This window comes from Corynebacterium sp. HMSC074A09 (genome assembly GCF_001811545.1).
Classification (GTDB): domain Bacteria; phylum Actinomycetota; class Actinomycetes; order Mycobacteriales; family Mycobacteriaceae; genus Corynebacterium; species Corynebacterium hiratae.
Map to the genome: position 1 here is coordinate 18,721 of NZ_KV805150.1, position 23,208 is coordinate 41,928.

General features: G+C 61.5%; 32 protein-coding genes. 26 read left to right on the forward strand and 6 right to left on the reverse strand.

Features of this window, described 5'->3' with window-relative positions; all coding sequences use genetic code 11:
- The first annotated feature begins 18 nt into the window (after positions 1 to 18).
- From rplB to rpsQ, 7 genes are read left to right on the forward strand one after another with little or no spacing between them, the layout of a single operon-like run.
- On the forward strand, positions 19 to 855 hold the full coding sequence (gene rplB, locus HMPREF2807_RS06520) for a 50S ribosomal protein L2 (protein ID WP_010189648.1): 837 nt from the start codon (positions 19 to 21) through the stop codon (positions 853 to 855).
- A 13-nt stretch (positions 856 to 868) separates the two neighbouring features.
- Entirely contained in the window at positions 869 to 1,147 is a 279-nt protein-coding gene (rpsS, locus tag HMPREF2807_RS06525) for a 30S ribosomal protein S19 (RefSeq protein WP_010189646.1), read from the forward strand.
- Between the two features lie 3 nt (positions 1,148 to 1,150).
- Entirely contained in the window at positions 1,151 to 1,513 is a 363-nt protein-coding gene (gene rplV, locus HMPREF2807_RS06530; RefSeq protein ID WP_010189645.1) for a 50S ribosomal protein L22, read from the forward strand.
- On the forward strand, positions 1,513 to 2,259 hold the full coding sequence (gene rpsC, locus HMPREF2807_RS06535; RefSeq protein WP_049157353.1) for a 30S ribosomal protein S3: 747 nt from the start codon (positions 1,513 to 1,515) through the stop codon (positions 2,257 to 2,259). Before rplV ends, rpsC begins: the two co-directional genes overlap by 1 nt.
- Positions 2,260 to 2,262: 3 nt before the next feature.
- Complete coding sequence (gene rplP, locus HMPREF2807_RS06540) at positions 2,263 to 2,679, forward strand: 50S ribosomal protein L16 (RefSeq protein WP_010189643.1); 417 nt, start codon at positions 2,263 to 2,265, stop codon at positions 2,677 to 2,679.
- Entirely contained in the window at positions 2,679 to 2,909 is a 231-nt protein-coding gene (gene rpmC, locus HMPREF2807_RS06545) for a 50S ribosomal protein L29 (protein ID WP_046648476.1), read from the forward strand. Before rplP ends, rpmC begins: the two co-directional genes overlap by 1 nt.
- Positions 2,910 to 2,911: 2 nt before the next feature.
- Positions 2,912 to 3,193: a 30S ribosomal protein S17 gene (gene rpsQ, locus HMPREF2807_RS06550; RefSeq protein WP_010189641.1), complete on the forward strand. Its 282-nt coding sequence runs from the start codon at positions 2,912 to 2,914 to the stop codon at positions 3,191 to 3,193.
- 91 nt (positions 3,194 to 3,284) lie between these two features.
- On the opposite strand, the gene HMPREF2807_RS06555 is transcribed toward rpsQ, so the two are convergent.
- Positions 3,285 to 3,677 carry a hypothetical protein gene (locus tag HMPREF2807_RS06555; RefSeq protein ID WP_070511311.1) on the reverse strand — a complete coding sequence of 131 codons (393 nt, stop codon included), beginning with the start codon at positions 3,675 to 3,677 and terminating at the stop codon, positions 3,285 to 3,287.
- Positions 3,674 to 4,549 (reverse strand): carbohydrate kinase family protein, encoded by an 876-nt coding sequence (locus HMPREF2807_RS06560; protein WP_070511472.1) that lies wholly within the window; start codon positions 4,547 to 4,549, stop codon positions 3,674 to 3,676. The genes HMPREF2807_RS06555 and HMPREF2807_RS06560 overlap by 4 nt, the downstream gene beginning before the upstream one ends.
- Before the next feature lie 21 nt (positions 4,550 to 4,570).
- On the opposite strand from HMPREF2807_RS06560, the gene HMPREF2807_RS06565 reads away from it, so the two are divergent.
- The 6 genes from HMPREF2807_RS06565 to HMPREF2807_RS06590 all read left to right on the forward strand — a co-directional run bounded on the left by HMPREF2807_RS06565 (position 4,571) and on the right by HMPREF2807_RS06590 (position 10,631).
- Entirely contained in the window at positions 4,571 to 5,869 is a 1,299-nt protein-coding gene (locus HMPREF2807_RS06565; RefSeq protein WP_070511313.1) for a glycoside hydrolase family 32 protein, read from the forward strand.
- Positions 5,870 to 5,978: 109 nt separating this feature from the next.
- On the forward strand, positions 5,979 to 7,982 hold the full coding sequence (locus tag HMPREF2807_RS06570) for a sucrose-specific PTS transporter subunit IIBC (RefSeq protein WP_070511315.1): 2,004 nt from the start codon (positions 5,979 to 5,981) through the stop codon (positions 7,980 to 7,982).
- 411 nt (positions 7,983 to 8,393) lie between these two features.
- Complete coding sequence (gene rplN / locus HMPREF2807_RS06575) at positions 8,394 to 8,762, forward strand: 50S ribosomal protein L14 (protein ID WP_046648472.1); 369 nt, start codon at positions 8,394 to 8,396, stop codon at positions 8,760 to 8,762.
- A gap of 4 nt (positions 8,763 to 8,766) precedes the next feature.
- Positions 8,767 to 9,081: a 50S ribosomal protein L24 gene (rplX, locus tag HMPREF2807_RS06580; RefSeq protein ID WP_005527724.1), complete on the forward strand. Its 315-nt coding sequence runs from the start codon at positions 8,767 to 8,769 to the stop codon at positions 9,079 to 9,081.
- A 1-nt stretch (position 9,082) separates the two neighbouring features.
- On the forward strand, positions 9,083 to 9,634 hold the full coding sequence (rplE, locus tag HMPREF2807_RS06585) for a 50S ribosomal protein L5 (RefSeq protein ID WP_046648471.1): 552 nt from the start codon (positions 9,083 to 9,085) through the stop codon (positions 9,632 to 9,634).
- Between the two features lie 211 nt (positions 9,635 to 9,845).
- Entirely contained in the window at positions 9,846 to 10,631 is a 786-nt protein-coding gene (locus HMPREF2807_RS06590; RefSeq protein WP_070511317.1) for a formate/nitrite transporter family protein, read from the forward strand.
- Here the strand turns inward: HMPREF2807_RS06590 and fdhD are convergent.
- Complete coding sequence (gene fdhD, locus HMPREF2807_RS06595) at positions 10,600 to 11,451, reverse strand: formate dehydrogenase accessory sulfurtransferase FdhD (RefSeq protein WP_070511319.1); 852 nt, start codon at positions 11,449 to 11,451, stop codon at positions 10,600 to 10,602. The two genes, HMPREF2807_RS06590 and fdhD, sit on opposite strands and share 32 nt — an antisense overlap.
- Positions 11,448 to 11,696: a DUF6457 domain-containing protein gene (locus tag HMPREF2807_RS06600; protein ID WP_070511321.1), complete on the reverse strand. Its 249-nt coding sequence runs from the start codon at positions 11,694 to 11,696 to the stop codon at positions 11,448 to 11,450. Before HMPREF2807_RS06600 ends, fdhD begins: the two co-directional genes overlap by 4 nt.
- Positions 11,697 to 12,006: 310 nt before the next feature.
- Here HMPREF2807_RS06600 and rpsH point away from each other — a divergent pair, with 310 nt between their 5' ends.
- From rpsH to rplO, 6 genes are read left to right on the forward strand one after another with little or no spacing between them, the layout of a single operon-like run.
- Entirely contained in the window at positions 12,007 to 12,390 is a 384-nt protein-coding gene (gene rpsH, locus HMPREF2807_RS06605) for a 30S ribosomal protein S8 (RefSeq protein WP_049157329.1), read from the forward strand.
- 14 nt (positions 12,391 to 12,404) lie between these two features.
- Positions 12,405 to 12,941, forward strand: a complete 537-nt coding sequence (gene rplF / locus HMPREF2807_RS06610; protein ID WP_049157327.1) for a 50S ribosomal protein L6 — start codon at positions 12,405 to 12,407, stop codon at positions 12,939 to 12,941.
- 3 nt (positions 12,942 to 12,944) lie between these two features.
- Entirely contained in the window at positions 12,945 to 13,346 is a 402-nt protein-coding gene (gene rplR, locus HMPREF2807_RS06615) for a 50S ribosomal protein L18 (RefSeq protein WP_046648465.1), read from the forward strand.
- Positions 13,347 to 13,386: 40 nt separating this feature from the next.
- The gene (gene rpsE, locus HMPREF2807_RS06620) at positions 13,387 to 14,013 is read left to right on the forward strand and encodes a 30S ribosomal protein S5 (protein WP_046648464.1); all 627 of its coding nucleotides are present in this window, start codon (positions 13,387 to 13,389) and stop codon (positions 14,011 to 14,013) included.
- Positions 14,014 to 14,016: 3 nt separating this feature from the next.
- Entirely contained in the window at positions 14,017 to 14,202 is a 186-nt protein-coding gene (gene rpmD / locus HMPREF2807_RS06625; protein WP_010189565.1) for a 50S ribosomal protein L30, read from the forward strand.
- Positions 14,203 to 14,205: 3 nt separating this feature from the next.
- Entirely contained in the window at positions 14,206 to 14,655 is a 450-nt protein-coding gene (gene rplO, locus HMPREF2807_RS06630; RefSeq protein ID WP_070511323.1) for a 50S ribosomal protein L15, read from the forward strand.
- Between the two features lie 415 nt (positions 14,656 to 15,070).
- Here rplO and HMPREF2807_RS06635 read toward each other — a convergent pair whose 3' ends face one another.
- Both HMPREF2807_RS06635 and HMPREF2807_RS06640 read right to left on the reverse strand, forming a co-directional pair.
- Positions 15,071 to 16,552: an FAD-binding oxidoreductase gene (locus HMPREF2807_RS06635; protein WP_070511325.1), complete on the reverse strand. Its 1,482-nt coding sequence runs from the start codon at positions 16,550 to 16,552 to the stop codon at positions 15,071 to 15,073.
- A 16-nt stretch (positions 16,553 to 16,568) separates the two neighbouring features.
- A complete protein-coding gene (locus tag HMPREF2807_RS06640) occupies positions 16,569 to 17,876 on the reverse strand; it encodes a class I SAM-dependent methyltransferase (RefSeq protein WP_070511327.1) in 1,308 nt (435 codons plus the stop codon).
- Positions 17,877 to 18,257: 381 nt separating this feature from the next.
- Between HMPREF2807_RS06640 and secY the strand changes: the two genes are divergently transcribed.
- The 7 genes from secY to rpsK all read left to right on the forward strand — a co-directional run bounded on the left by secY (position 18,258) and on the right by rpsK (position 23,192).
- A complete protein-coding gene (gene secY, locus HMPREF2807_RS06645) occupies positions 18,258 to 19,583 on the forward strand; it encodes a preprotein translocase subunit SecY (protein ID WP_046648460.1) in 1,326 nt (441 codons plus the stop codon).
- Complete coding sequence (locus HMPREF2807_RS06650) at positions 19,583 to 20,128, forward strand: adenylate kinase (RefSeq protein ID WP_046648459.1); 546 nt, start codon at positions 19,583 to 19,585, stop codon at positions 20,126 to 20,128. Before secY ends, HMPREF2807_RS06650 begins: the two co-directional genes overlap by 1 nt.
- A gap of 16 nt (positions 20,129 to 20,144) precedes the next feature.
- Complete coding sequence (map, locus tag HMPREF2807_RS06655; RefSeq protein ID WP_070511329.1) at positions 20,145 to 20,939, forward strand: type I methionyl aminopeptidase; 795 nt, start codon at positions 20,145 to 20,147, stop codon at positions 20,937 to 20,939.
- Positions 20,940 to 20,990: 51 nt separating this feature from the next.
- Positions 20,991 to 21,782, forward strand: coding sequence for a L,D-transpeptidase (locus HMPREF2807_RS06660; RefSeq protein ID WP_070511331.1), 792 nt, complete (start codon positions 20,991 to 20,993; stop codon positions 21,780 to 21,782).
- A 226-nt stretch (positions 21,783 to 22,008) separates the two neighbouring features.
- Positions 22,009 to 22,227, forward strand: a complete 219-nt coding sequence (infA, locus tag HMPREF2807_RS06665) for a translation initiation factor IF-1 (protein WP_003854422.1) — start codon at positions 22,009 to 22,011, stop codon at positions 22,225 to 22,227.
- 188 nt (positions 22,228 to 22,415) lie between these two features.
- Complete coding sequence (gene rpsM / locus HMPREF2807_RS06670) at positions 22,416 to 22,784, forward strand: 30S ribosomal protein S13 (RefSeq protein ID WP_039673764.1); 369 nt, start codon at positions 22,416 to 22,418, stop codon at positions 22,782 to 22,784.
- A gap of 3 nt (positions 22,785 to 22,787) precedes the next feature.
- Positions 22,788 to 23,192, forward strand: coding sequence for a 30S ribosomal protein S11 (rpsK, locus tag HMPREF2807_RS06675; RefSeq protein WP_010189540.1), 405 nt, complete (start codon positions 22,788 to 22,790; stop codon positions 23,190 to 23,192).
- The last annotated feature ends 16 nt before the right edge of the window (positions 23,193 to 23,208 follow it).

The window sequence follows — 23,208 nt, forward strand, 5'->3', positions numbered from 1 at the left end:
AAAGGAAAAGGAAGAATTATGGCTATTCGTAAGTACAAGCCGACAACTCCGGGTCGCCGCGCATCCTCCGTGTCTGAGTTCGAGGAAATCACTCGCTCGACCCCGGAGAAGTCCCTGCTGCGCCCGCTGAGCAAGACTGGTGGTCGTAACAACTACGGCCGCATCACCACCCGCCACATCGGCGGTGGCCACAAGCGCCGTTACCGTCTCATCGACTTCCGCCGTACCGACAAGGACGGCATCCCTGCAAAGGTCGCTCACATCGAGTACGACCCGAACCGTACTGCTAACATCGCCCTCCTGCACTACGCAGACGGCGAGAAGCGCTACATCATCGCCCCGAAGGGCCTGAAGCAGGGCACCATCGTTGAGGCTGGTCCGAACGCAGATATCAAGGTTGGCAACAACCTGCCGCTGCGCAACATCCCGACCGGTACCACCATCCACGCTGTGGAGCTCAAGCCGGGCGCTGGCGCTAAGCTGGCTCGCTCCGCTGGTGCCTCCATCCAGCTGCTGGGTAAGGAAGGCAAGTACGCCATCCTGCGTATGCCGTCCTCCGAGATTCGTCGCGTCGACATCCGTTGCCGCGCCACCGTCGGTGAGGTTGGCAACGCTGACCAGATGAACATCCGTTGGGGCAAGGCCGGCCGTATGCGTTGGAAGGGCGTCCGCCCGACCGTCCGCGGTGTCGTTATGAACCCGGTCGACCACCCGCACGGTGGTGGTGAGGGTAAGACCTCGGGTGGTCGCCACCCGGTGTCGCCGTGGGGCCACAAGGAAGGCCGCACCCGCAACCCGAACCGTTACTCGAACAACATGATCGTGCGCCGTCGTCGCCCGAACAAGAAGCGCTAAGAGGAGGTAAACAATGCCACGCAGCCTTAAGAAGGGCCCGTTCGTCGATGAGCACCTCCTCAACAAGGTTGATGCTCAGAACGAGGCCGGCACCAAGCAGGTCATCAAGACCTGGTCTCGCCGCTCCACCATCCTGCCCGACTTCATCGGTCACACCTTCGCCGTCCACGACGGTCGTAAGCATGTCCCGGTGTTCGTCGAGGACTCCATGGTTGGTCACAAGCTCGGTGAGTTCGCACCCACCAAGACCTTTAAGGGTCACGTTAAGGACGACAAGAAGGGACGTCGATAAGCGATGAGTGACACCATCACCTCCGCATCCGCAACGGCTCGCTACGTCCGCGTTACCCCGATGAAGGCACGCCGCGTCATCGACCTGGTCCGCGGTAAGTCCGTAGCCGAGGCACTTGCAATCCTGAAGTACGCTCCGCAGGGCGCCGCTGAGCCGGTTGCCAAGGTTGTTGCATCCGCAGCTGCCAACGCTGAGAACAACTTCGGTCTGGATCCGCGCACCCTGGTCATCTCCGAGGCATACGCCAACGAGGGTCCGACCATGCGTCGTTTCCAGCCGCGCGCACAGGGCCGCGCATTCATGATTCGTAAGCGCACCAGCCACATCACCGTGGTTGTCGAGAGCCAGAAGGAAGGGGCCAAGTAATGGGCCAGAAGATCCATCCTCACGGCCTACGTTTGGGCATCACTTCCGACTGGAAGACCCACTGGTACGCCGATAAGGACTACGCAAATTACGTAGCCGAAGACATCAAGATCCGCGAGTACCTGGAGAAGGGCCTCGACCGCGCCGGCATCGCCGACGTCGTCATCGAGCGCACCCGCGACCGCGTCCGCGTGGACATTCACACCGCCCGCCCGGGCATCGTGATTGGCCGCCGCGGTGCTGAGGCTGACCGCATCCGCCGCGAGCTGGAGAAGCTCACCGGCAAGATGGTCGCCCTCAACATCCTCGAGGTCAAGCAGGTCGACGCCAACGCAAACCTGGTTGCACAGTCCATCGCTGAGCAGCTGGTTAACCGCGTGGCCTTCCGCCGCGCAATGCGCAAGGCCATCCAGTCCGCTATGCGCCAGCCGCAGGTTAAGGGTATTAAGATCCTCCTGGCTGGTCGTCTGGGCGGCGCTGAGATGTCCCGCACCGAGCGCTACCACGAGGGTCGCGTTCCGCTGCACACCCTTCGCGCCGAGATCGACTACGGCACCGCAGAGGCCCACACCACCTTCGGCCGCATTGGCATCAAGGTGTGGATCTACAAGGGTGACGTTGTCGGTGGCGTCCGCGAGTCCGAACTGAACGCTCCGGCGCAGGGCCGTGGCCGCGGTGACCGCAACGGTCGTCCGCGTCGTGGTGGCCAGCGTCGCCAGCGCGCACAGCAGAAGCAGGAGGGCTAATCCATGCTGATTCCTAAGCGCGTCAAGTACCGTCGTCAGCACCGCCCGACCCGCTCGGGTGTGTCCAAGGGCGGTAACCGCATCAACTTCGGTGACTACGCCATCCAGGCTCTCGAGCCGGCGTACATCACCAACCGCCAGATTGAGGCCGCACGTATTGCCATCAACCGCCACGTCAAGCGTGGTGGCAAGGTGTGGATCAACATCTTCCCGGACCGTCCGCTGACCCAGAAGCCGCTCGGCGTGCGTATGGGTTCCGGTAAGGGTCCCGTCGAGAAGTGGGTTGCCAACGTTAAGCCGGGCCGCATCCTCTTCGAGATGACCTACCCGAACGAGGCTACCGCCATCGAGGCTCTGCGCCGCGCTGGTCAGAAGCTTCCGTGCAAGGTCCGCATCATCAAGAAGGAGGACCAGTTCTAATGGCTAACGGTACCCCCGCCCACGAGTTCCGCGAGCTCGACAATGCTGAGCTGGAGAACCGCCTGAAGGACGCGAAGGAAGAGCTCTTCAACCTTCGTTTCCAGAAGGCCACCGGCCAGCTGACCAACAACCGCCGCATCGGCACGGTTAAGCGCGACATTGCCCGCATCTACACCGTTCTGCGCGAGCGCGAGCTGGGCCTGTCCGTTGCTCCGGGAGCTGAGGCTTAATCATGAGTGAGGCAAACGTGAACACTAAGAAGGAAAAGGGCGCTCGCAAGACCCGCACCGGCATCGTTGTCTCCGACAAGATGAATAAGACCATCGTTGTCGAGCTCGAGGACCGCAAGCAGCACGCCCTCTACGGCAAGATCATGCGCACTAACAAGAAGGTTAAGGCGCACGACGAGAACGAGACCGCCGGCATCGGCGACCGCGTTCTCATCGCCGAGACTCGCCCGCTGTCCAAGGACAAGCACTTCCGTCTCGTCGAGATCGTGGAGAAGGCTAAGTAAAATCTAGCCCTCTTCTACGTGAATAGCCCCCACGGTTATCGTGGGGGCTATTTTTGATCCTGCACGGCGCTCTTCTCCGAGACCAGATCCTCTAGCGCGCGCCGCGGTGTGTGAGCGCAATGGCAAGGCAAAACGCACTGAGCACCGCGCCGACCGCGAGAAGGAACGTGCCGATGCGGTAGGGCGTAGTGCTGGTCACGTCGATGGTGTTAAAGATCTGAACCCAGACCAACCAGCCTGCGATGAGCGTGCCCGCCCCGAGGGCGGTGAGCGCGCGCAGGCCGCGGGTGGGGCGTTGGGTGGGGGAGAAGGCGTGGTAGGAGGCGTCGATAAGCGCTAGCACGGCAAGGATGACCGATGTCCAGGCCGCGACGGGCACCGGGAGCAGGGCCGAGGTGCCGAAGAATACCGGCAGGAGGAAACATATCGCGACGAGAACGAGGAGAACCGCGTTCAACACCGCCGCGCGCAGGGGATAGTTCACAGCCGCGCCTCTACTTCGGTGCGTGTGGGCGGCTGGGCGCCGGTGCGTGAGACCGTGATCGCAGCGGCAGCCGCCGCAAACTGCAGGATCTCGCGCCAGTCTTCGGCGCTGAGCTCGGCTGCAGTCCCGTCCCGTTCAGCCAGAAGCGTCAGGAGTGCAGCCATCACCGTGTCGCCCGCGCCGATGGTGTCCGCCACCTCGACGTTCACCGGCGGGACCTCCAATGACACCGACGCCGTGCGTACGCTCAGCCCGTCCGCCCCGCGCGTGGTGACCACCACCGGTACCTGCTCCAGTGCCCCAGCCCCAAGGAAATCAACCTCTTCTTCACTGAGCTTCAGCAGCGTGACGTGGGGAAGCAGACTCAGCAGGAACTCGCGGTGCTCCGCAGTGGCGAAGAAGGGCCGGATGTTCGGGTCCAGCGCCACCTTCGTCCCGCGCGCAGCCAAGTCCTGGAGAAGCGCGGCATAACGCGAGGCGCCCGGCTCCAGCGCTAGGGAGACGGTGCCGAAGCAGGCCCAGGGGACGTCGGCAAGCGCGGGCTCTACCAGGCGGTCGGCAGTACCCTCCGTGTAAAAGGAATAGGTTGCCGAGCCGTCGTCGGCGATGTTGCACACCGCCAGCGTGGTGGGTTCCTCGCCGCGCTGCACGAGGGAGGTGTCCACGCCCTCCTCGGTGAGACGCTCCATGAGCGCTTGCCCGAAGGCATCCCGCGAGAGCCGCGACTGAAAACCAACGTCAGCCCCCAAACGTCCGGCTGCCACCGCCACGTTGAAAGGACCGCCACCCAATGTTGGTGCTAAATCCGCCAGCTGCCCTTGCTCGCGCGGAACGAGGTCAACAAGGCCTTCGCCACACACCATAATGTCCATGGAACCCATACTATCGAGAGCATGAACTACCGTCCGCTTTTCCATCTCTCCCCGCCCTCTGGCCGCCTCAATGACCCGAATGGGGTCTTCATCGACGGCAACAACCTGCACGTTTACTACCAGCACGACCCGTGTTTCCCACACGCTAAGAAGCAAACGGGCTGGGGGCATGCCGTAGTATCGCTAAGCTCGGCGCAACCATGGCGGCACTACCCGGATGCGCTGTATCCCATCCGTGAGCACGATGCCCATGGCTGCTACTCGGGCGGCGCAGTGGTCGACGGCGAGGACGTCTGGCTGTTCTATACCGGCAACCTCAAGCGCGATGGCGTACGGATTCCCTCGCAGAACCGCGTGCGCGTGGTGGACCCCTCCGGCCCGGCAGGTGGTTTCTACGAACATGACCCGGCGAACCCGCTCATCAATGGGGCCGCGGAGGGGTTCACGGGGCACTACCGGGATCCCCAGATCACCCGTGATGATGCGGGCTGGCGCATGGTGCTCGGCGCGCAAGCGGAGGATGAAACGGGGCACGTGGTGCTCTACCGCTCCACGGACTTGGCGCACTGGTCCTTTGAAGGCGCGCTCACGTTCGATACCAGCCAGGCCGAGCCGGGCCTGAGCCCGGACCTCATACCGGGCGGCTACATGTGGGAATGCCCCAACCTTGTGACGCTGCGTGACCGCGCTACGGGTGAGGACAAGGACGTCCTGGTCATCTGCCCTCAAGGTCTTGAGCCGGTGCTTGCCGACGGCTCTACGCACTACGCTTCCTCCGACCAGTGCGGCTACCTCGTGGGCCGACTCGATGGCACGGTCTTCCACGTGGAGCGTGGTTTCAGTGAGCTGGACTATGGCCACCAGTTCTACGCGCCACAGCTGGTGGAGAAGGACGGCGAAGCCATCATGCTGGGGTGGATGGGGTTGCCGGCGCAGGATGACACCCCGACCGTGGAAGAAGGGTGGGTCCACACGCTCACTCTGCCGCGGCGCGTGTGGTTGGAGGATGGATGGCTGCGCCAAGCTCCAGTCTGGGAGCTGCCGGAGAACGACTCGGTTGCAATGCTTCAGGCAGGCGAAGGCACGTACGCGCTTGTCGACGACTCCGGGGCCGAAGCCTTCCGCGTCACCTACGGCGGGGGAGAACTCCGCTTGGCTTGCGGCGGTGATGAGCGCGTCGTGCCGTGTCCGGCTGGTTCCCTGGAACTCATCGCGGATGGCTGCGCGGTGGAGGTCTTTGCGGGCGATGGGCGGATTGCGGGGGCGTCGGCGGTTTTTGGTGCCAGCGGCGCTCGCTGGAAGGGCTGGGAAGCCCGATAGGGTGTGAATCTTCCTATATTTGTGCCCGAATGCTTGGCTTTCTGTGGGGTGGTGTGTCTAATGGAAGGTGACACTACATAATTCATCTCACTCTAGGAGGCACGGCGGCATGGATCACTCACAAGTCGCGGAGCGAATCCTGAAAGCCATCGGCGGCGAAGACAACATCGTGGCGCTCGCGCACTGCGCCACCCGCCTGCGCATGGTGCTCAAAGACAGCAAGAAGGTCGACAAGGCTGCGCTGGAAAACGATCCGGACCTCAAGGGCATCTTTGAGGCCGGCGGTATGTTCCAGGTCATCGTTGGCCCGGGCGATGTCAACATCGTCTTCGACCAGCTCAACAAGATAACCACCAAGGACATCGCGGTCTCCACGGACAAGCTCAAGGACATCGCCGCCGATTCCGGCAACTGGTTCTCCCGCGCGGTGAAGGTCCTCGCGGATATCTTCGTGCCGCTCATCCCGATTCTGGTCGGTGGCGGTCTGCTCATGGCGCTCAATAACGTGCTTACCGTCAACGGCCTTTTTGGCGAGCAGTCAGTCATTGAGATGTTCCCGGCTATGGCCGATGCTGCCGGGCTTATTAACCTCTTGGCCTCCGCGCCGTTTGCGTTCTTGCCTATTTTGGTGGGCTTTACCGCCACCAAGCGTTTTGGCGGCAACGAGTTCCTCGGCGCCGGCATGGCTATGGCGATGGTGATGCCGGACTTGGTCAACGGTTACCAGGTAGCCGCGACCATCGAAGCGGGGGAGATGACCTACTGGAACATCTTCGGCCTCGACGTGGCCCAAGCCGGCTACCAAGGCTCCATCCTGCCCATCCTCGTCATCGCCTGGATTCTTGCCACGATTGAGAAGTTCCTGCACAAGCACCTCAAGGGCACGGTGGACTTCCTGCTTACCCCGCTGCTGACGTTGCTGGTGACGGGCTTTATCACCTTTATTGCGGTGGGTCCGGTGCTGCGCACCGCTGGCGACATGCTGGGTGCTGGCCTGAATGACCTCTACACGTTCGCCGGCCCGGTGGGCGGCTTCATCTTTGGTCTGTTCTACTCGCCGATTGTCATCACGGGTCTGCACCAGTCCTTCCCGCCGATCGAGACCATGCTGTGGAACGAGGGCGGCTCCTTCATCTTTGCGGTGGCTTCCGTGGCCAACATTGCCCAGGGTGGCGTGGCCCTGGCGGTCTACTTCCTGACCCGCTCTGAGAAGCTCAAGGGCCTGTCTGGTGCCTCGGGCGTATCCGCACTCTTCGGCATTACCGAGCCCGCCATCTTCGGTGTGAACCTGCGACTGCGCTGGCCGTTCTACATCGGTATGGGCGCGTCCGCGATTGCTGCGACGCTCATTGCGCTTTTCGACGTCAAAGCCACCGCCCTCGGCGCCGCCGGCTTCATCGGCTTCGTGTCCATGCGCCCCGAGGACTACACGCAGTTCTTCATTTGCGCCTTTACCTCTTTGTTCCTTTCCTTCGGCGTGGCCTTTGCTTATGGCCGTTACCTGATTGCCAAGAACGGTTCCATCGACCCGGATGAGACCGGTGCTGCCACTGGTGCCGGCGGCGCTGTGCCTGCTGCCACCGCGGACCCGAACGCCTATCGCGTGGCTTCCCCGCTGGCTGGTACTGCTATCGCTTTGGAGTCGGTCTCGGATCCGATGTTCGCGGCGGGCAAGCTAGGCGCCGGCGCGGCCGTCGAACCCTCCGAGGGGCGTCTGGTCTCCCCGATCGACGGTAAGGTCACCGTCACCTTCCCCTCCAAACACGCGTATGCCGTGCGCGGCAAGGACGCCGACGGCAACAACGTGGACATCCTCATGCACATCGGCTTCGATACCGTGAACCTGAAGGGCGAACACTTCACCTCGCACGTCTCCAAGGGCGATGAGGTGAAAGCCGGCGACCTCCTCTGCGAGTTCGACATTGATGCGATCAAGGCCGCCGACTACCCGGTGACCACGCCGGTCGTCGTGTCTAACTCGAAGAAGACGGGTCCGGTCCTCCCGGCCTACCACCCCGGAGAGGGCGTCTCCGTCGGCGATGCGCTTCTGACGGTGGACCCGAAGCCGGAACCGGCTGATGCTGCAACTGCCGCATCAGCCTCCAAGGCCTAGGGGTGCTTCAGTGGACAAGGCCTAGGGGCCCGTCCGCCGCTTCCATAAGTGCAGACCTGGAAGTGCAGACACGCTGGTCGTCGCCAAGCACTGCGCGTGCGCTTCACGACGCCACGCAGCACCTCTGCACTTTGAGGTCTGCACATTTGGGTTTGAGGGGATGAGAAGTGTCGTAGGTCGGGGAAGTGGTGCAGCGCGCGATTTGGGGAAACAGCGGCGAGCATGCTTGAATGTATGGGTTGCATATGGCCGGTCGGTGCAGCGCGATGCGTTTCCGAATCGCCGCACCGAGACCCTTCGACCGCTGTGAACAGCGAGTTCGTCGCACAGCCTGTGCCACGTAAGCAAGTAGACCAGGTGTGTCAAGGACGGAAATCTTGACGCACGTTAATCCAGGTCAGGAGACCCATAGTGATTCAGCAAGAATCGCGTCTGCGCGTCGCCGACAACTCCGGTGCACGAGAGATCCTCGTCATCCGCGTTCTCGGCGGCTCCGTTCGACGTTTCGCTGGCATTGGTGACATCGTCGTCGCCACTGTCAAGGAAGCCATCCCGGGTGGCAACGTGAAGGAAGGCGATGTCGTCAAGGCCGTCATCGTCCGTGCCAAGAAGGAGACCCGTCGTCCGGACGGCTCCTACATCGCATTCGATGAAAACGCCGCAGTTATTCTCAAGGGTGACAACGAGCCGCGCGGTACCCGCATCTTCGGCCCGGTTGCTCGCGAACTTCGTGACAAGCGCTTCATGAAGATCGTTTCTCTCGCACCGGAGGTGATCTAGTCTTATGAAGATTCATAAGGGCGATATGGTGATCGTTATTTCGGGCCCGGACAAGGGCGCGAAGGGCAAGGTCATCGAGGCATACCCGAAGCGCGACAAGGTCCTCGTTGAGGGCGTCAACCGCGTTAAGAAGCACGTTGCTAACTCCGCTACCGAGCGTGGCGCCGAGTCCGGCGGAATCGTTACCCAGGAAGCTCCGATCCACGTGTCCAACGTTGCGATCGTTGACTCCGAGGGCAACCCGACCCGCGTGGGCTACCGTTTCGACGAAAACGGCAAGAAGGTCCGCATCGCACGTAGCAACGGGAAGGACATCTAACATGAGCGAGAACTACACTCCGCGTCTGAAGACCCGCTACCGCGAGGAAATCAAGAAGGCTCTGAACGAAGAGTTCAAGTACGACAATGTGATGCAGATTCCGGGCGTCACCAAGGTCGTTGTCAACATGGGTGTGGGCGACGCTGCCCGCGACTCCAAGATGATCAACGGTGCTCTCGAGGACCTTACCGCTATCACCGGCCAGAAGCCGCAGGTGCGCCGCGCTAAGAAGTCCATCGCTAACTTCAAGCTCCGTGAGGGCATGCCCATCGGTGCACGCGTTACCCTGCGCGGCGACCGTATGTGGGAGTTCCTGGACCGCCTGCTGACCATCGCGCTGCCGCGTATTCGCGACTTCCGCGGTCTCTCCGACCAGCAGTTCGACGGCCACGGCAACTACACCTTCGGCCTCACCGAGCAGACCATGTTCTACGAGATCGACATCGACAAGGTGGACCGCCCGCGTGGTATGGACATCACCGTCGTGACCTCCGCTACCAACGACGAGGAGGGCCGCAAGCTCCTGCGCGAGCTCGGCTTCCCGTTCAAGTAACGTAGCGAATTCTTCCGCCTAATACATAGGTGAAGAGCATCCCCGGTACTCCGTAAGGAGGCCGGGGATTTTTGCGCTTGCATGCCTTTTGGGTCAGGACGGAGATATTGCGTTCTAGGGGCAAGGCAGAGTCATCGCTTCCTATGAGGTTCGAACAAGCGGGGAGTAAACTACTGGCGTCTGCGAACTAACGATTCCCCTGAGGTGAATGATGTCCCTGAATGATGCTTCGGCAGCCGCGGTAAAGAAAAAGGTTGCGTTGCTCGACGAGTCCTTTGGCCGGTTCGCTGTGCGCTCCACCCTGGCGGGTGTGTACCTCGCCATCGGTACGGCGTTTGCTGCGGTGATGGGGATGGGCGTCGAGAAGCATGTGGAAGGCCTGGGCTCGCTGGTCTTTGCCTGCCTGTTCGGCTTGGGCCTTTTTGCCATCGTCCTTCTTGGCGCGGAGCTGGCTACCGGCAACATGATGTACATGGTCTATGGTGCCGTGACTAAGCAGGTGGGTTGGGGCAAGGGCCTGTGGCTGCTCGTGGTGACGACGCTGTTCAACCTGGTTGGTGCCGCCTTGTTCGCTGCGGCCATGGGAATGTCCGCCAAGCTGGGCGGAATCGATCCGAACCATCTCATTGCCAACCTCGCGATGGGCAAGCTCATCAAGGGCCCCGGCGGACTGCTGGTGGAGGCCATGCTGGCCAACTTCGTGGTCAACATGGCTATCGTCGGCGCGGTCTTTGCCAAGGATGTGGTGTCCAAGTTCTTCGTCATCGTGCCGATCATCGCCTGCTTTGTGGGCCTGGGCCTGGAGCACGTTATCGCCAACTTCTGCCTGATGACCTTGACCTTCTTCTGTGCGAGCCCGCTGCCTGAGGGGTTTACTCTCGGTGCGGTCCTGGCCAACTGGTCCATCGTGTGGGTGGGAAACCTCATCGGCGGCGGCTTCCTTATTGGCGGCGTGTACGCCTGGCTTAACTCTGGCCCGGAAGCGTACCGCGATTAAGTTCGCCCGAGTAGAGGTTGAAGCGGTCGCCGCGCGCGAAGCCAACCAGCGCCATGCCGGTCTCCCGGGCGGTTTCCACGGCTAGGGAGGAAGCGGCGGAGACCGCAACGAGCATGCCGAAGCCGGCCATGGCAGCTTTGTTGACCAGCTCGAAGCTCGCACGCGAGCTCATCACCAGGATGAGGTCGGAGGCGGGGAGCATGCCTTCCATGAGCAGGTGGCCAATGACCTTGTCGGCCGCGTTGTGGCGGCCCACGTCCTCGCGGACGACGACGGGCTCGCCGTCGAGAGTAAAGGCCCCAGCGGCGTGAATGCCGCCAGTCTTGCGGAACTGTTTCTGCTCCCGCTTGAGGGCCTCGGGCAGCTTGGCGACGATCCCCGGATCCACCGGCACCCGCGGAATCTCGTAGCGGCTCTGCTTCATCAGCGCCTCGATGGAGGAGGTGCCGCACACCCCGCAGGCGGATGTGGTGGTGGTCAGGCGCAGATCAGCCAGCGTGATGGCGTGCGGGTTAGCCAGCTCCACATCGAGCAGATTATAGGGGTTGCGCCCGTCCACCGAGGCGCCAGCGCAATAGCGGGCCTCCCGGACATCGCTGACCTTCTCGATGTGTCCTTCGGAATGAAGAAAACCATGCGCTAGCTCGACGTCGTGTCCCGGCGTGCGCATCGTCGTCGTCAGCGTCTGCCCGCCCACGCGGATCTCCAGCGGCTCTTCGCCGGCGACGGTATCGCCGCGGGTATCTACCTGGGTGACCTGCCCGTTCTCATCGAGGCGCACCTTGGTTACGGCAAAGGTGGCGTTGATGCGCCCGCTCATCGGTTAAGGGCCTCCTTCAATGTGGCGATGTGAGCGCGGGCCTCCTCTGTGTCCTTAGACGCTAGGCCCACCAGGTAGGCCGTTAGGGGAGCGGCCGGCCGGGACTGGGTGTGGGCAACATCCTTGGTCAGATCCAGCAACTCCGTGACGAGGGCGGTGGCGTCGGTCGGGGAGACGTCGAGAAGCTCGGCGGCCTCCTGGAGCCATTGGTGGGCGGTGCGGATGGGGTCGGGTGTTTCACTCATGACTTCTCATGCTAACGCGTTTTGGAAAACAGCATGTCAACGGGTAGAGTAAGCCGACGGACTTGCATTTTTCCACTCCTGCGCCACGAAAACAGCGCAGGAGGTGCGGAAACGTGCCAAGCCGGAAGAATTGAACACATCTACTTTGTTGTAGGCCCCTCGCCGTAGATAGCGGACCGTTGTCTGTATCAAAGGGTGGCGAGCGCCTCGCGGTATTGACCGCGGGGAGCGTGAGTAGCCCGAAATCACACGGAAAACGCTTTGGTGAGCATTACGGGAACCGCAACGAGAAAGGTTACAGGTCACTCATATGACTATGACTGATCCTATTGCCGACATGCTGTCGCGCGTGCGCAACGCATCTAATGCGCACCACGACGTCGTGTCGATGCCGACCTCCAAGATCAAGGCGAACATCGCTGAGATCTTGAAGCAGGAAGGCTACATCGCTGACTACTCCGTCGAGGGCCACGAGCTGACCCTCGAGCTTAAGTACAACAACCGTGAGCGTTCCCTCTCGGGTCTGCGTCGCGTGTCTAAGCCGGGTCTGCGTGTGTACGCAAAGTCCACCGAACTGCCGCAGGTTCTGGGCGGCCTGGGCGTGGCCATCATTTCCACGTCTCAGGGTCTGCTTACCGACCGTCAGGCTCAGGAGAAGGGTGTAGGCGGAGAAGTTCTCGCCTACGTCTGGTAAGGGAGGATTGACACATGTCTCGTATCGGTCTAGCACCTATCGCCGTCCCGAAGGGCGTCGAGATCACCATCAACGGCCAGGTTGTCAACGTTAAGGGTTCCAAGGGCACCCTCGAGGTTGAGCTGCCGGAGCCGATCACCGCAGCCGTCGAGGACGATGAGATCAAGGTCTCCCGTCCGGATGACGACCGCAAGAACCGCGCCCTGCACGGTCTATCCCGCTCCCTGGTCAACAACGCCGTTGTTGGCGTGACCGAGGGCTACACCAAGAAGATGGAAATCTTCGGTGTCGGTTACCGTGTCCAGCAGAAGGGCAAGGACCTGGAGTTTTCTCTGGGCTACTCCCACCCGATCCTCATCGAGGCTCCGGAGGGCATCACCTTCGCTGTGGATGGCGCAACCAAGCTCTCCGTATCTGGTATTGACAAGCAACTGGTTGGACAGGTCGCCGCGTACATCCGCCGCCTGCGTAAGGACGATCCTTACAAGGGCAAGGGTATTCGCTACGACGGCGAGCAGGTCCGCCGCAAGGTCGGAAAGACGGGTAAGTAAGCAATGGCTAACACTGAAAACGCAAAGCGCACCCCGGTTGGCAAGGACATTTCCTCGCGTCGTCGTGAAGCACGCGCGCGCCGCCACTTCCGCATCCGTAAGACCCTCCGCGGCACCCCTGAGGCACCGCGTCTGGTCGTTCACCGCTCCTCCCGCCACATGCACGTCCAGGTCATCGACGACCTGGCCGGCCACACCCTGGCTGCAGCTTCCTCCATGGAAGCCGACGTGCGTGCACTCGAGGGCGATAAGAAGGCCAAGGCTGCCAAGGTAGGCCAGCTCATCGCTGAGCGCGCCAAGGCTGCTGGCATCGAGCAGGTCGTCTTCGACCGTGCAGGCTACAAGTACCACGGCCGCGTTGCTGCGCTGGCCGACGCCGCTCGCGAAGGTGGTCTGCAGTTCTAATGATTAAGGCATACGGAAACATCAACGGAAGGAACGCCTAATGTCGGACCGTGAACAGCGTGACGGCGGACGCTCCGCCGAGAACAACAACGACCGCAAGGGTCGCAACAACGGCCGTCGTAACGACCGCCGCAACCAGCAGGACAACGAACGCGATAAGTACATCGAGCGCGTTGTGACCATCAACCGCGTCGCTAAGACCGTTAAGGGTGGCCGCAACATGTCCTTCACCGCTCTCGTCGTCGTTGGCGACGGCCAGGGCATGGTGGGCGTCGGCTACGGCAAGGCCAAGGAAGTCCCGGCCGCAATCCAGAAGGGTGCAGAAGAGGCTCGCAAGAACTTCTTCCGCGTCCCGATGATTGCTGGCACCATTACCCACCCGGTTGAGGGTCGCGACGCAGCTGGCATCGTCATGATGAAGCCGGCCGCTCCGGGTACCGGTGTCATCGCCGGCGGTGCTGCTCGTCCGGTGCTTGAGTGCGCTGGCGTGCAGGACATTCTGTCGAAGTCCCTGGGCTCCGACAACGCTCTCAACGTCGTCCGCGCTACCGTGGACGGCCTCAAGCAGCTGGTTCGTCCGGAGGAAGTTGCCGCACGTCGTGGCAAGTCCCTCGAGGACGTCGCACCGGCCCAGATGCTGCGCAAGCGCGCAGGTCAGGAGGCATAAGCAATGGCTCTGAAGATTACTCAGGTAAAGGGCCTTGTGGGCACCAAGCCGAACCACCGCGCAAACATGGAGTCGCTTGGTCTCAAGCGCATCGGTCACTCTGTAGTTAAGCAGGACACCCCGATCATCCGCGGTATGGTTCACAAGGTGCGTCACCTGGTCACCGTCGAAGAAGTGGCAGGGGAGTAAACTATGGCTGATATCATCAAGCTCCACGACCTGCGCCCGGCCGCAGGCTCCAATAAGCCCAAGACCCGCGTCGGCCGCGGTGAGGCATCCAAGGGTAAGACCGCTGGTCGCGGTACCAAGGGCACCGGTGCTCGTAAGCAGGTTTCCGCTGCTTTCGAGGGTGGCCAGATGCCGATCCATATGCGTCTGCCGAAGCTCAAGGGCTTCAAGAACCCGAACCACGTTGAGTACCAGGTAGTCAACGTTGCTGACCTCGCAGAGGCTTTCGCTAACGGTGGCGACGTCACCGTTGCGGACATCGTCGCTGCTGGCCTGGTTCGCAAGAACCAGCCGGTCAAGGTTCTGGGCAACGGCGACATCAACGTTAAGTTGAACGTCACCGCTGACAAGTTCTCCAAGTCTGCTGTCGAGAAGATCGAGGCTGCTGGCGGCACCGCCACCGCAACCAAGTAATTCTCTTACAGGCTCTGTGAGAGCCACTGCCCTCCCGGGCGCCACCTTTCGGTGGCCTTCGGGAGGGCTTTGGTGTTTTCGGGCTACGCCAGCAGGGCACAAAGGGCATTAGTACCTTTTGAGGGGAACCTTATGGTCTAAATGTTATGTGATGACCTGGGGGTTTACCCCGCGAGCCCCGCAAAAGGCATTAGTACCTTTTGAGGGGAACCTTATGGTCCAGATGTTATGCGATGACCAGGGCTTTGGCTGCGGGAGGCCCGCAAAAGGCATCTCTCAAAAGGTATTAATGCCTTTTGAGAGGAACCTTATGGTGAGAAATTAATGCGGGCCTAGTTGGTTGCATAAGGCGCGGCGGTGATGCTGAGGCACAGTATGCCGTGGTGATGCTGAGGCACAGCGTGCGGTGGGGCCGTTAGGCGTCGTTGACCGTCTTCTCGTAGAGGCCCGGGAAGCGATCATCAGGGTCGGTCACGGCCTTGATGCGCTCCGGCAGGTCGCCGCCGTAGAGCTCGGCAAATTCTTCGGGGGAGTAGAAGGCCTCTGAGTACAGGGATTTATGTCCGCCGAGTTCGCTGACCTTGGCCTCGATGAGGCGGTTAAAGGCGCCATTGCCAGGGGCCGAGGGATCGACGTGATTGCCCTCCACGCCGGACCAAAAACCGACGTTGATCCAGGTCTGTCCTGGGCGCAGGGGGTAGAGCGGCCACGGGGCCGGGGAATCGGCGGCAAGCGAGCCGGTACCGATGAGGTCCTCCACGCCCTCCCGCAGCCGAATCGGGCACAACCACACCGGCTGGATATCGGAGGCTTGGAAGAACCAATCCAAGAATTCCGGCAGATTGTCCGGTGTGACCTCGATGTCCTGGACCACGCGCTCGCCGCGGGGCAGACCCTTCGGCTTCTTGATGAAGTTGTACTCCAGCTCGTACTTGCGGTCTAGGCGCACGAGCTTCCAGTAGAAGGAACTGCGGCGCAGCTGTCGCGGCCACACCTTGCGCACGCGCGGATTCTGCGCGCCGAACGCGCGGGAGCACCAGAACCAATCCGTATCCCAGCGCCAGATATAGTCGCGCACCGTGAGGCGGTCGCGGCGGATCCCGCTCTGGTGCTGGAGGCTGCGATAAAAGATTTTCTCCCGCGTGTAATCCGAGGTTGGCCCTTCCTCATCCGTAAAACGGGCCATGACGAGGTATGACTCTTCCGGTGAGAAGACCACGCCATCGAGGCCGTGGACCTCGACGTCGTCGTAGGTGCGGGTGAGGGAGACGTCGTCAAGCGCGTGCGTGAGTGAGTTGAAGTCGTTGAAGCGCACCTGACGCAGCTCCACGTAGGGCTTGACCGCGCGCAGCTCAATCTTGAGGCGCACCGCATAGCCCAAGGAACCATAGGAGTTGGGGAAAAGGCGGAAGAGATCGACGTTCTCCTCGCGTGAGCACGTCACAATATCCCCGGTGCCGGTCAGGATATCCATCTCCAGGACGGATTCGTGGGGAAGGCCGTCGCGGAAACTCGTGGACTCGACTCCCATGCCCGTCACGGCGCCGCCCAGCGTAATGGTCTTGAGCTGCGGCACCACGAAGGGCATGAGCCCGTGCGGTAGGGTGGCGTCGACAAGGTCCTCGTAGGTGCACATGCCCTGGACCTCGGCGGTCTGCGCAATCGGATCGACCTCAATGACCCCACCCAGGCCGGACACATCGAGGCCCGCCTGCTGCTCGCTGCGCCCGCGGAAGAGGTTCGAGGTTTTCTTGGCCAAACGTACGCGCTTATCCTTCGGCACCGCGTGGAAGCTGCGCAACAGCTTCTCGACGCCCTCCTCGTGCGCCTTCCAACCCACCGGCGGGACTTCGATTGCGTCGACGCTGCGATGATTGCGGATGAGATCGATTAACATGGAACTCCTTCAAGATTTAGAAGCGCGAATCTTCCCACCAGCGGCGCTCGGGCACGCCGGCGCGGGAGCCAGCATCGCCCAGTTTGACGCCCAAGAAGTGGTACAGGTTGATGATGTTGTGCTCGAAGCCCCACTCGGAGCCGGCCATGTAGATGGCCCACAGGCGGGCAGTGGGAAGGCCCACTAGCGAGCAGGCCTCCTCCCAGTTCTCCTTGAGGTTTTCGCACCAATCATGCAGCGTGCGCATGTAGTCGAAGCGGAGGGATTCCGTGTGGACGACTTCGAAACCGGCATCCTGCATGCACTTGGTAATGGTGCCGGAGCCGGAGAGCTCGCCATCGGGGAAGATGTAGCGGTCGATGAACCCGCCCTTCGGCGTCTTGTGGTTATCCGGGTAGGTGATGCAGTGGTTGAGCATGAGGCCGCCCGGCTTGAGCTTGCCGTGGAGGAAGCTGAAGAAGTCCGGGTAGTTCTTGACCCCGATGTGCTCGAGCAACCCGATGGCGGAGATGGCGTCGAAGCCTTCCTCGGTGACGTCGCGATAGTCCAGGAAGCGGATCTCCGCGAGATCTTCTAGGCCCTCCTCCTTGATCTTGGCCTGGCCCCACTCTGCCTGTTCCTTGGAGAGAGTGACTCCCAAGGACTTCACGCCGCGCTTGGCCGCGTAGCGCACCATGCCGCCCCAGCCGCAGCCGACGTCCAAGTGGCGGTCGCCTTCCTTGAGCCGCAGCTTGTCGAAGATGAGGCGGTACTTGTTTTCCTGGGCCTCGTCGAGCGTGGCGTCAGGGGAGGGGTAGTAGGCGCAGGTGTACGTCATCGAGTCGCCGAGGAAGAGCTCGTAGAAGTCGTTGCCCACGTCATAGTGATCGGAGATGACTTCCGCGTCGCGCTCCTTGGAGTGTTTGGATAGACCCTCGTGGAGCTTGCGGCGCAGCCACGAGGCACGCTCGACATCCGGGACCGGCTGGATTTGAAAAGCACCCATCGAAGCCAAGGAACGCGCGACGCGAGCAAGGGTTTTCGCGTCTGGGCGGGAGAACGTGTCATACATTGCGTGCAGCGTGTCGAAGATGCCGTAGGGGTGCGCCGGGTGTTCCCCCTCGACGGTGATGCCGTCGGTAACGTAGGCGCGGGCGAAGCCTACATCGCCCGGGTGTGTGGCGATGTAGGCCAGGCCCTGCAGGTTATTGATTCTGACGGTGAACTGCGCGTCGGCTGGGCCGGTTGCGGAACCGTCGAAAGCTTCCCAGCGGAAGGGGTTGGGGCTGGGAACGAAGGTATCGATGATCTCAGCCACGGTCATTGGGGAGAATCGCTTACTCATAAAACTACATACTACTTTCGGATTAAGGTTAGGCAGATAGAAGACGGCCATACTCTGTGGCGCCCCGGGGCGCTGCTTGAGAGGTCGAAAAGACGTAGAAATGTTGTAAGGACATTGCCTTAGGGCAACACGGACCATGGTAGGCCTCATGCGTCGATGGCGCTAAGGGGGAAACTAATCCGAGAAGGATAAGCCTGGTTTTCGCGGGGCCAATGTGGCGAAAGGGGGTGGGGCTGGTAGGGTAATGGGGTCAAAACTGTCCAACCGTTCCTATGAAGGACCTTAAGAAGGTTCTTAACTTTTGGGAACAGATGAGATCCACCCCCGTGCGCGGCGAATTCGAACCGCACAGCAAGCGCGGTAGGCCAGGAGGATTGAGTAGTGTCCGCCATTTTGCAGGCTTTCAAAGATGCCGACCTGCGGAAGAAGATCATCTTCACGCTCGTGATGATTATTCTCTACCGTGTTGGCGCGCAGATCCCGTCGCCGGGCGTTGATTACGCCACCATCGCCGGTCGCCTTCGTGACCTTACGGAGGAGTCCGGAAACCTGTACTCGGTGATCAACCTGTTCTCCGGTGGTGCGCTGCTGCAGCTGTCGATCTTCGCCATCGGCATCATGCCGTACATTACGGCGTCCATTATCGTGCAGCTGCTCACCGTGGTTATTCCGCACTTCGAGCAGTTGAAGAAGGAGGGGCAGTCCGGTCAGGCGAAGATGACGCAATACACGCGTTACCTCACCCTCGCGCTGGCCCTGCTGCAGTCCGCGGGCATTGTGGCCTTGGCGGACCGCGAGCAGCTCCTGGGTCAGGGCGTGCGCGTCTTGGCGGAGGACCGTAACTTCTTCACCCTCGTCGTGCTCGTTATCACCATGACCTCTGGTGCGATCCTGGTGATGTGGATGGGTGAGCTGATTACGGAGAAGGGAATCGGCAACGGCATGTCGCTGCTGATTTTCGCCGGTATTGCTACCCGCCTTCCTACCGACGGCGTCAACATCTTCCAGAACAATGGTGGTCTGGTCTTCGCCATGGTTCTCACGGGCCTCATCGTTCTCGTCGCGGGCATTACCTTCATCGAGCAGGGCCAGCGCCGTATCCCGGTGCAGTACGCCAAGCGCATGGTGGGCCGCCGCCAGTACGGTGGTTCTTCAACCTACCTGCCGCTGAAGGTCAACCAGGCCGGCGTTATCCCGGTCATCTTCGCCTCCTCGCTGATCTACATGCCGGTGCTCATCACCCAGATCGTCAACTCCGGCTCCCCGGGTGTCTCCGATAACTGGTGGCAGCGCAACGTCATTGCTCACCTGCAAGCACCGAGCTCCTGGCAGTACATCGTCCTCTACTTTGTGCTCACCATCTTCTTCTCCTACTTCTACGTATCGGTTCAGTACGACCCCGCGGAACAGGCCGACAACATGAAGAAGTATGGTGGATTCATCCCGGGTATCCGCCCGGGCCGACCGACCGCCGAGTACCTAGGCTTCGTGATGAACCGCCTGCTCTTCGTCGGTTCGATCTACCTGGCGCTCATCGCTGTTCTGCCGAATATCCTCTTGGACCTCGGCGTGGGCACCGCAGGTGCCAGCGGCACCTCCGCCTTCGGTGGTACTGCCATCCTCATTATGGTCTCGGTGGCCCTGACCACGGTCAAGCAAATCGAGTCCCAACTTCTACAATCCAACTACGAAGGACTGCTTAAGTAATGCGTTACGTACTCCTTGGCCCTCCCGGTGCCGGCAAGGGCACCCAAGCCGCCCTCCTCAGCGAGAAGCTCGGTGTCCCGCACATCTCCACCGGTGACCTTTTCCGCGCCAACATTGGTGAGGGCACCCCGCTCGGCGTTGAGGCCAAGTCTTACATCGACGCCGGCAAGCTGGTGCCGACTGACGTCACCGCTCGCATGGTAGAGGACCGCCTTAACCAGGATGACGCCAAGGAAGGTTTCCTCCTCGACGGCTTCCCGCGCACCGTGGAGCAGGCCGACATCCTGGCGAAGCTCCTTGACGACAAGGGCCTCAAGCTGGATGGCGTGCTGAACTTTGAGGTGTCCGAGGACGTCGTTGTCGAGCGTATGCTCGCCCGCGGCCGCGCAGACGACACCGAGGAGACCATCCGCACCCGCCTAGGCGTCTACCGCGAGGAGACCTTCCCGCTCATCGAGCACTACGGCGACGCCATCATCTCCGTGAAGGCTGAGGGGTCCGTTGAGGAGATCAACGAGCGCACCCTGAAGGCCATGGGCAAGTAATCTGCCTTTTTAAGCCATGGCTTTTCGACGACGCACTAAGATCATCCCCGCCCGCACCCCAGGAGAGCTCGATGCCATGCAGGCGGCCGGCGAGATCGTCGGCCGCGCCTTGCAGGCGGTACGCTCCGCCGCCGCGGTGGGCGTGAGCACGCTGGAACTCGATGAGGTGGCCGAGCAGACCATCCGCGATGCCGGTGCCGTGCCCACCTTCAAGGGTTACGGCGGGTTCCCGGGTTCCATCTGCGCCTCCGTGAACGACGTCATCGTCCACGGCATCCCGAGTAAGGACATGCTGCTGGCTGAGGGGGACCTTGTTTCCATCGACTGTGGTGCCACCCTCGACGGCTGGGTGGGGGATAGTGCGTGGACGTTTGGCGTCGGCAAACCCAGCGCCGAAGCGCAGGCGCTGAGCGACGCCACCGAATGGGTCCTCCATGAGGGCCTCAAGGCGATGGTTCCGGGCAACCGGCTGACCGACGTCTCCGCTGCCCTCGAGCAGGCGACTTACCGCGCCGAGGATAAGTTCGGCGTCGATCTCTTTATCGTCGATGGCTACGGCGGCCACGGCATCGGCCGGGAGATGCACGAGGAGCCCTACTTGGCCAACGAAGGCAAGGCAGGGCGCGGTCCCCTCATCCAGGAAGGTTCCGTGTTGGCCATCGAGCCGATGCTGACCCTGGGTACTGAGGACAGCGAGGTCTTAGAGGATGACTGGACCGTGGTAACCCTCGATGGCTCGTGGTCGGCGCACTGGGAGCACACCGTCGCGGCGACGGAGAATGGTCCCCGAATCCTGACCCCGCGCTACTAAAACACGTCTTTCGGGTAGGAAATCATGGTCGGAAGGTTTATACTTCTTGCCATGTCTAAAATTCGCTCCCGCGCTGGTGCTCGCTCCCTACGCCGAGCCACCGCAATCGGCCTTCTGACCGCTACTCTCTCGGTCGCCCCGGCCGCACATGCACAGACGGTCCCCTCTATTGATTCCCTGTCCTCCAACGTCCAGTCCCAGCTTGATGAGTTCGCTGGCCAGACCCGTGAGAACGCGTGGGCTAGCCGCAACCAAATGCTGGAAGCGCTGCAGAATGTTAACCCGCAGGCAGTCGATGCTCTTCGCCCAGTAATCGATGGCGCTATTGAGCTCGTCTTCCCGGGCCTCATCGAGCAGAAGAACGCGGAGATTCGCGCTGCTCGTGAAGCTGAGGAGCGCGCCCACGCTGAGCAGATTGCTCGCGAGAAGGCCGCCGCTGAGGAAGCCGCGCGCAAGGCTGAGGCTGAGCGTCAGGCGCAGCGCTTCGATGTTGGCCCGTGCCCGGCAGATGCGCGTATCTGCGTGGACCGCGATGGCCGCCGTACCTGGCTGCAGGACGGCAACGGCAACGTCACCTACGTTGCGCAGGGCATGTCCACCGGTAAGCCGGGTGAGGAAACCCCGGCCGGCACGTACTACATCAACCGTAAGGTGAAGGACGAGATCTCGTGGGAATTCGGTAACGCACCGATGCCTTACGCAATGTACTTCACGAACAACGGCCACGCCTTCCACGAGGGCTCCCCGGCCTACCAGTCCAATGGCTGCGTGCGCCTGACCCACCAGGATGCCGTGCGCTACTGGAATGATGTGCCGATGGGCTCCAAGGTCTTCATCTACTAGGACGTAGCGGTGGGCAAGCCACCGCTAGACACCATTTGCCTCCCGCGCTTTAGTGCGACGGGAGGTTTCTGTATTTGGAAAACCCGTTCTCGCAGCGTATGCTTTAGTGCTGGTGTCTGTACGCAGCCGGATTGGCTGCTGAGGACACCAGGCAGTAGACACCAAACATGCAGGTGGAGGCGTCGCCAAGCGTGGCGAAAAGAACTCCATCAGAAAAGTAGAGGTTATGGCTAAGGAAGGCGCAATCGAGGTTGAGGGTCGCATCGTCGAACCCCTGCCCAACGCAATGTTCCGCGTCGAGCTCGACAACGGGCACAAGGTTCTTGCCCACATCTCGGGCAAGATGCGTCAGCACTACATCCGCATCCTCCCAGAGGATCGCGTTGTTGTGGAGCTGTCTCCTTATGACCTGACCCGCGGACGCATCGTCTACCGCTACAAGTAAAGACTGTAAGCCTCCTCACCCACGGGACGCGCCCTTCGTGCGTCCTTTTTTACCTCAGGCTGCGATGGCCTGAGCCCACGCTGCTAAGCATGCCCACAGTTTCCCCGGCACGGCCCGGGTCGAAGCGTATGCGTGGCGGGGGACGGATGAGGAGAAAACCATCGTAACAACCCGAAAGGACTAGCCATATGGCACGTCTAGCTGGTGTTGACCTCCCGCGCAACAAGCGCATGGAGGTTGCTCTCACCTACATCTACGGCATCGGGCCTTCCCGTGCCAAGGAACTGCTGGAAAAGACCGGCATTTCTCCCGACCTGCGCACCGACAACCTCGACGACGATCAGCTGTCGGCGCTGCGTGACGTCATTGAAGCTACCTGGAAGGTCGAGGGTGACCTCCGCCGCCAGGTTCAGGCTGACATTCGTCGCAAGATTGAAATCGGTTGCTACCAGGGCATCCGCCACCGCCGTGGTCTGCCCGTTCGTGGTCAGCGCACCAAGACCAACGCTCGTACGCGCAAGGGTCCGAAGAAGACGATCGCAGGAAAGAAGAAGTAAAACATGCCACCCAAGACTCGTTCCGGCGCGCGCCGTGGTGGTCGTCGCGTCGTAAAGAAGAACGTGGCCGCTGGCCACGCATACATCAAGTCCACCTTCAACAACACCATCGTGTCCATCACGGACCCGCACGGTGCTGTCATCTCCTGGGCATCCTCCGGCCACGTCGGCTTCAAGGGTTCCCGTAAGTCCACCCCGTTCGCAGCGCAGATGGCTGCTGAGAACGCGGCCCGCAAGGCCATGGACCACGGTATGAAGAAGGTTGACGTTTTCGTCAAGGGTCCGGGCTCCGGCCGCGAGACCGCCATCCGTTCCCTGCAGGCTGCAGGCCTCGAGGTTTCCTCGATCACGGATGCCACCCCACAGCCGCACAACGGCTGCCGTCCGACCAAGCGCCGCAAGGTTTAAGGGAAAGGAAGAGGTA

Coding starts and splice junctions, on each gene's coding strand:
- rplB (WP_010189648.1), top strand. CDS start 19: ATGGCTATTCGTAAGTACAAGCCGACAACTCCGGGTCGCCGCGCATCC.
- rpsS (WP_010189646.1), top strand. CDS start 869: ATGCCACGCAGCCTTAAGAAGGGCCCGTTCGTCGATGAGCACCTCCTC.
- rplV (WP_010189645.1), top strand. CDS start 1,151: ATGAGTGACACCATCACCTCCGCATCCGCAACGGCTCGCTACGTCCGC.
- rpsC (WP_049157353.1), top strand. CDS start 1,513: ATGGGCCAGAAGATCCATCCTCACGGCCTACGTTTGGGCATCACTTCC.
- rplP (WP_010189643.1), top strand. CDS start 2,263: ATGCTGATTCCTAAGCGCGTCAAGTACCGTCGTCAGCACCGCCCGACC.
- rpmC (WP_046648476.1), top strand. CDS start 2,679: ATGGCTAACGGTACCCCCGCCCACGAGTTCCGCGAGCTCGACAATGCT.
- rpsQ (WP_010189641.1), top strand. CDS start 2,912: ATGAGTGAGGCAAACGTGAACACTAAGAAGGAAAAGGGCGCTCGCAAG.
- HMPREF2807_RS06560 (WP_070511472.1), bottom strand. CDS start 4,549: ATGGACATTATGGTGTGTGGCGAAGGCCTTGTTGACCTCGTTCCGCGC.
- HMPREF2807_RS06565 (WP_070511313.1), top strand. CDS start 4,571: ATGAACTACCGTCCGCTTTTCCATCTCTCCCCGCCCTCTGGCCGCCTC.
- HMPREF2807_RS06570 (WP_070511315.1), top strand. CDS start 5,979: ATGGATCACTCACAAGTCGCGGAGCGAATCCTGAAAGCCATCGGCGGC.
- rplX (WP_005527724.1), top strand. CDS start 8,767: ATGAAGATTCATAAGGGCGATATGGTGATCGTTATTTCGGGCCCGGAC.
- rplE (WP_046648471.1), top strand. CDS start 9,083: ATGAGCGAGAACTACACTCCGCGTCTGAAGACCCGCTACCGCGAGGAA.
- HMPREF2807_RS06590 (WP_070511317.1), top strand. CDS start 9,846: ATGTCCCTGAATGATGCTTCGGCAGCCGCGGTAAAGAAAAAGGTTGCG.
- fdhD (WP_070511319.1), bottom strand. CDS start 11,451: ATGAGCGGGCGCATCAACGCCACCTTTGCCGTAACCAAGGTGCGCCTC.
- HMPREF2807_RS06600 (WP_070511321.1), bottom strand. CDS start 11,696: ATGAGTGAAACACCCGACCCCATCCGCACCGCCCACCAATGGCTCCAG.
- rpsH (WP_049157329.1), top strand. CDS start 12,007: ATGACTATGACTGATCCTATTGCCGACATGCTGTCGCGCGTGCGCAAC.
- rplF (WP_049157327.1), top strand. CDS start 12,405: ATGTCTCGTATCGGTCTAGCACCTATCGCCGTCCCGAAGGGCGTCGAG.
- rplR (WP_046648465.1), top strand. CDS start 12,945: ATGGCTAACACTGAAAACGCAAAGCGCACCCCGGTTGGCAAGGACATT.
- rpsE (WP_046648464.1), top strand. CDS start 13,387: ATGTCGGACCGTGAACAGCGTGACGGCGGACGCTCCGCCGAGAACAAC.
- rpmD (WP_010189565.1), top strand. CDS start 14,017: ATGGCTCTGAAGATTACTCAGGTAAAGGGCCTTGTGGGCACCAAGCCG.
- rplO (WP_070511323.1), top strand. CDS start 14,206: ATGGCTGATATCATCAAGCTCCACGACCTGCGCCCGGCCGCAGGCTCC.
- HMPREF2807_RS06635 (WP_070511325.1), bottom strand. CDS start 16,552: ATGTTAATCGATCTCATCCGCAATCATCGCAGCGTCGACGCAATCGAA.
- HMPREF2807_RS06640 (WP_070511327.1), bottom strand. CDS start 17,876: ATGAGTAAGCGATTCTCCCCAATGACCGTGGCTGAGATCATCGATACC.
- HMPREF2807_RS06650 (WP_046648459.1), top strand. CDS start 19,583: ATGCGTTACGTACTCCTTGGCCCTCCCGGTGCCGGCAAGGGCACCCAA.
- map (WP_070511329.1), top strand. CDS start 20,145: ATGGCTTTTCGACGACGCACTAAGATCATCCCCGCCCGCACCCCAGGA.
- HMPREF2807_RS06660 (WP_070511331.1), top strand. CDS start 20,991: ATGTCTAAAATTCGCTCCCGCGCTGGTGCTCGCTCCCTACGCCGAGCC.
- infA (WP_003854422.1), top strand. CDS start 22,009: ATGGCTAAGGAAGGCGCAATCGAGGTTGAGGGTCGCATCGTCGAACCC.
- rpsM (WP_039673764.1), top strand. CDS start 22,416: ATGGCACGTCTAGCTGGTGTTGACCTCCCGCGCAACAAGCGCATGGAG.
- rpsK (WP_010189540.1), top strand. CDS start 22,788: ATGCCACCCAAGACTCGTTCCGGCGCGCGCCGTGGTGGTCGTCGCGTC.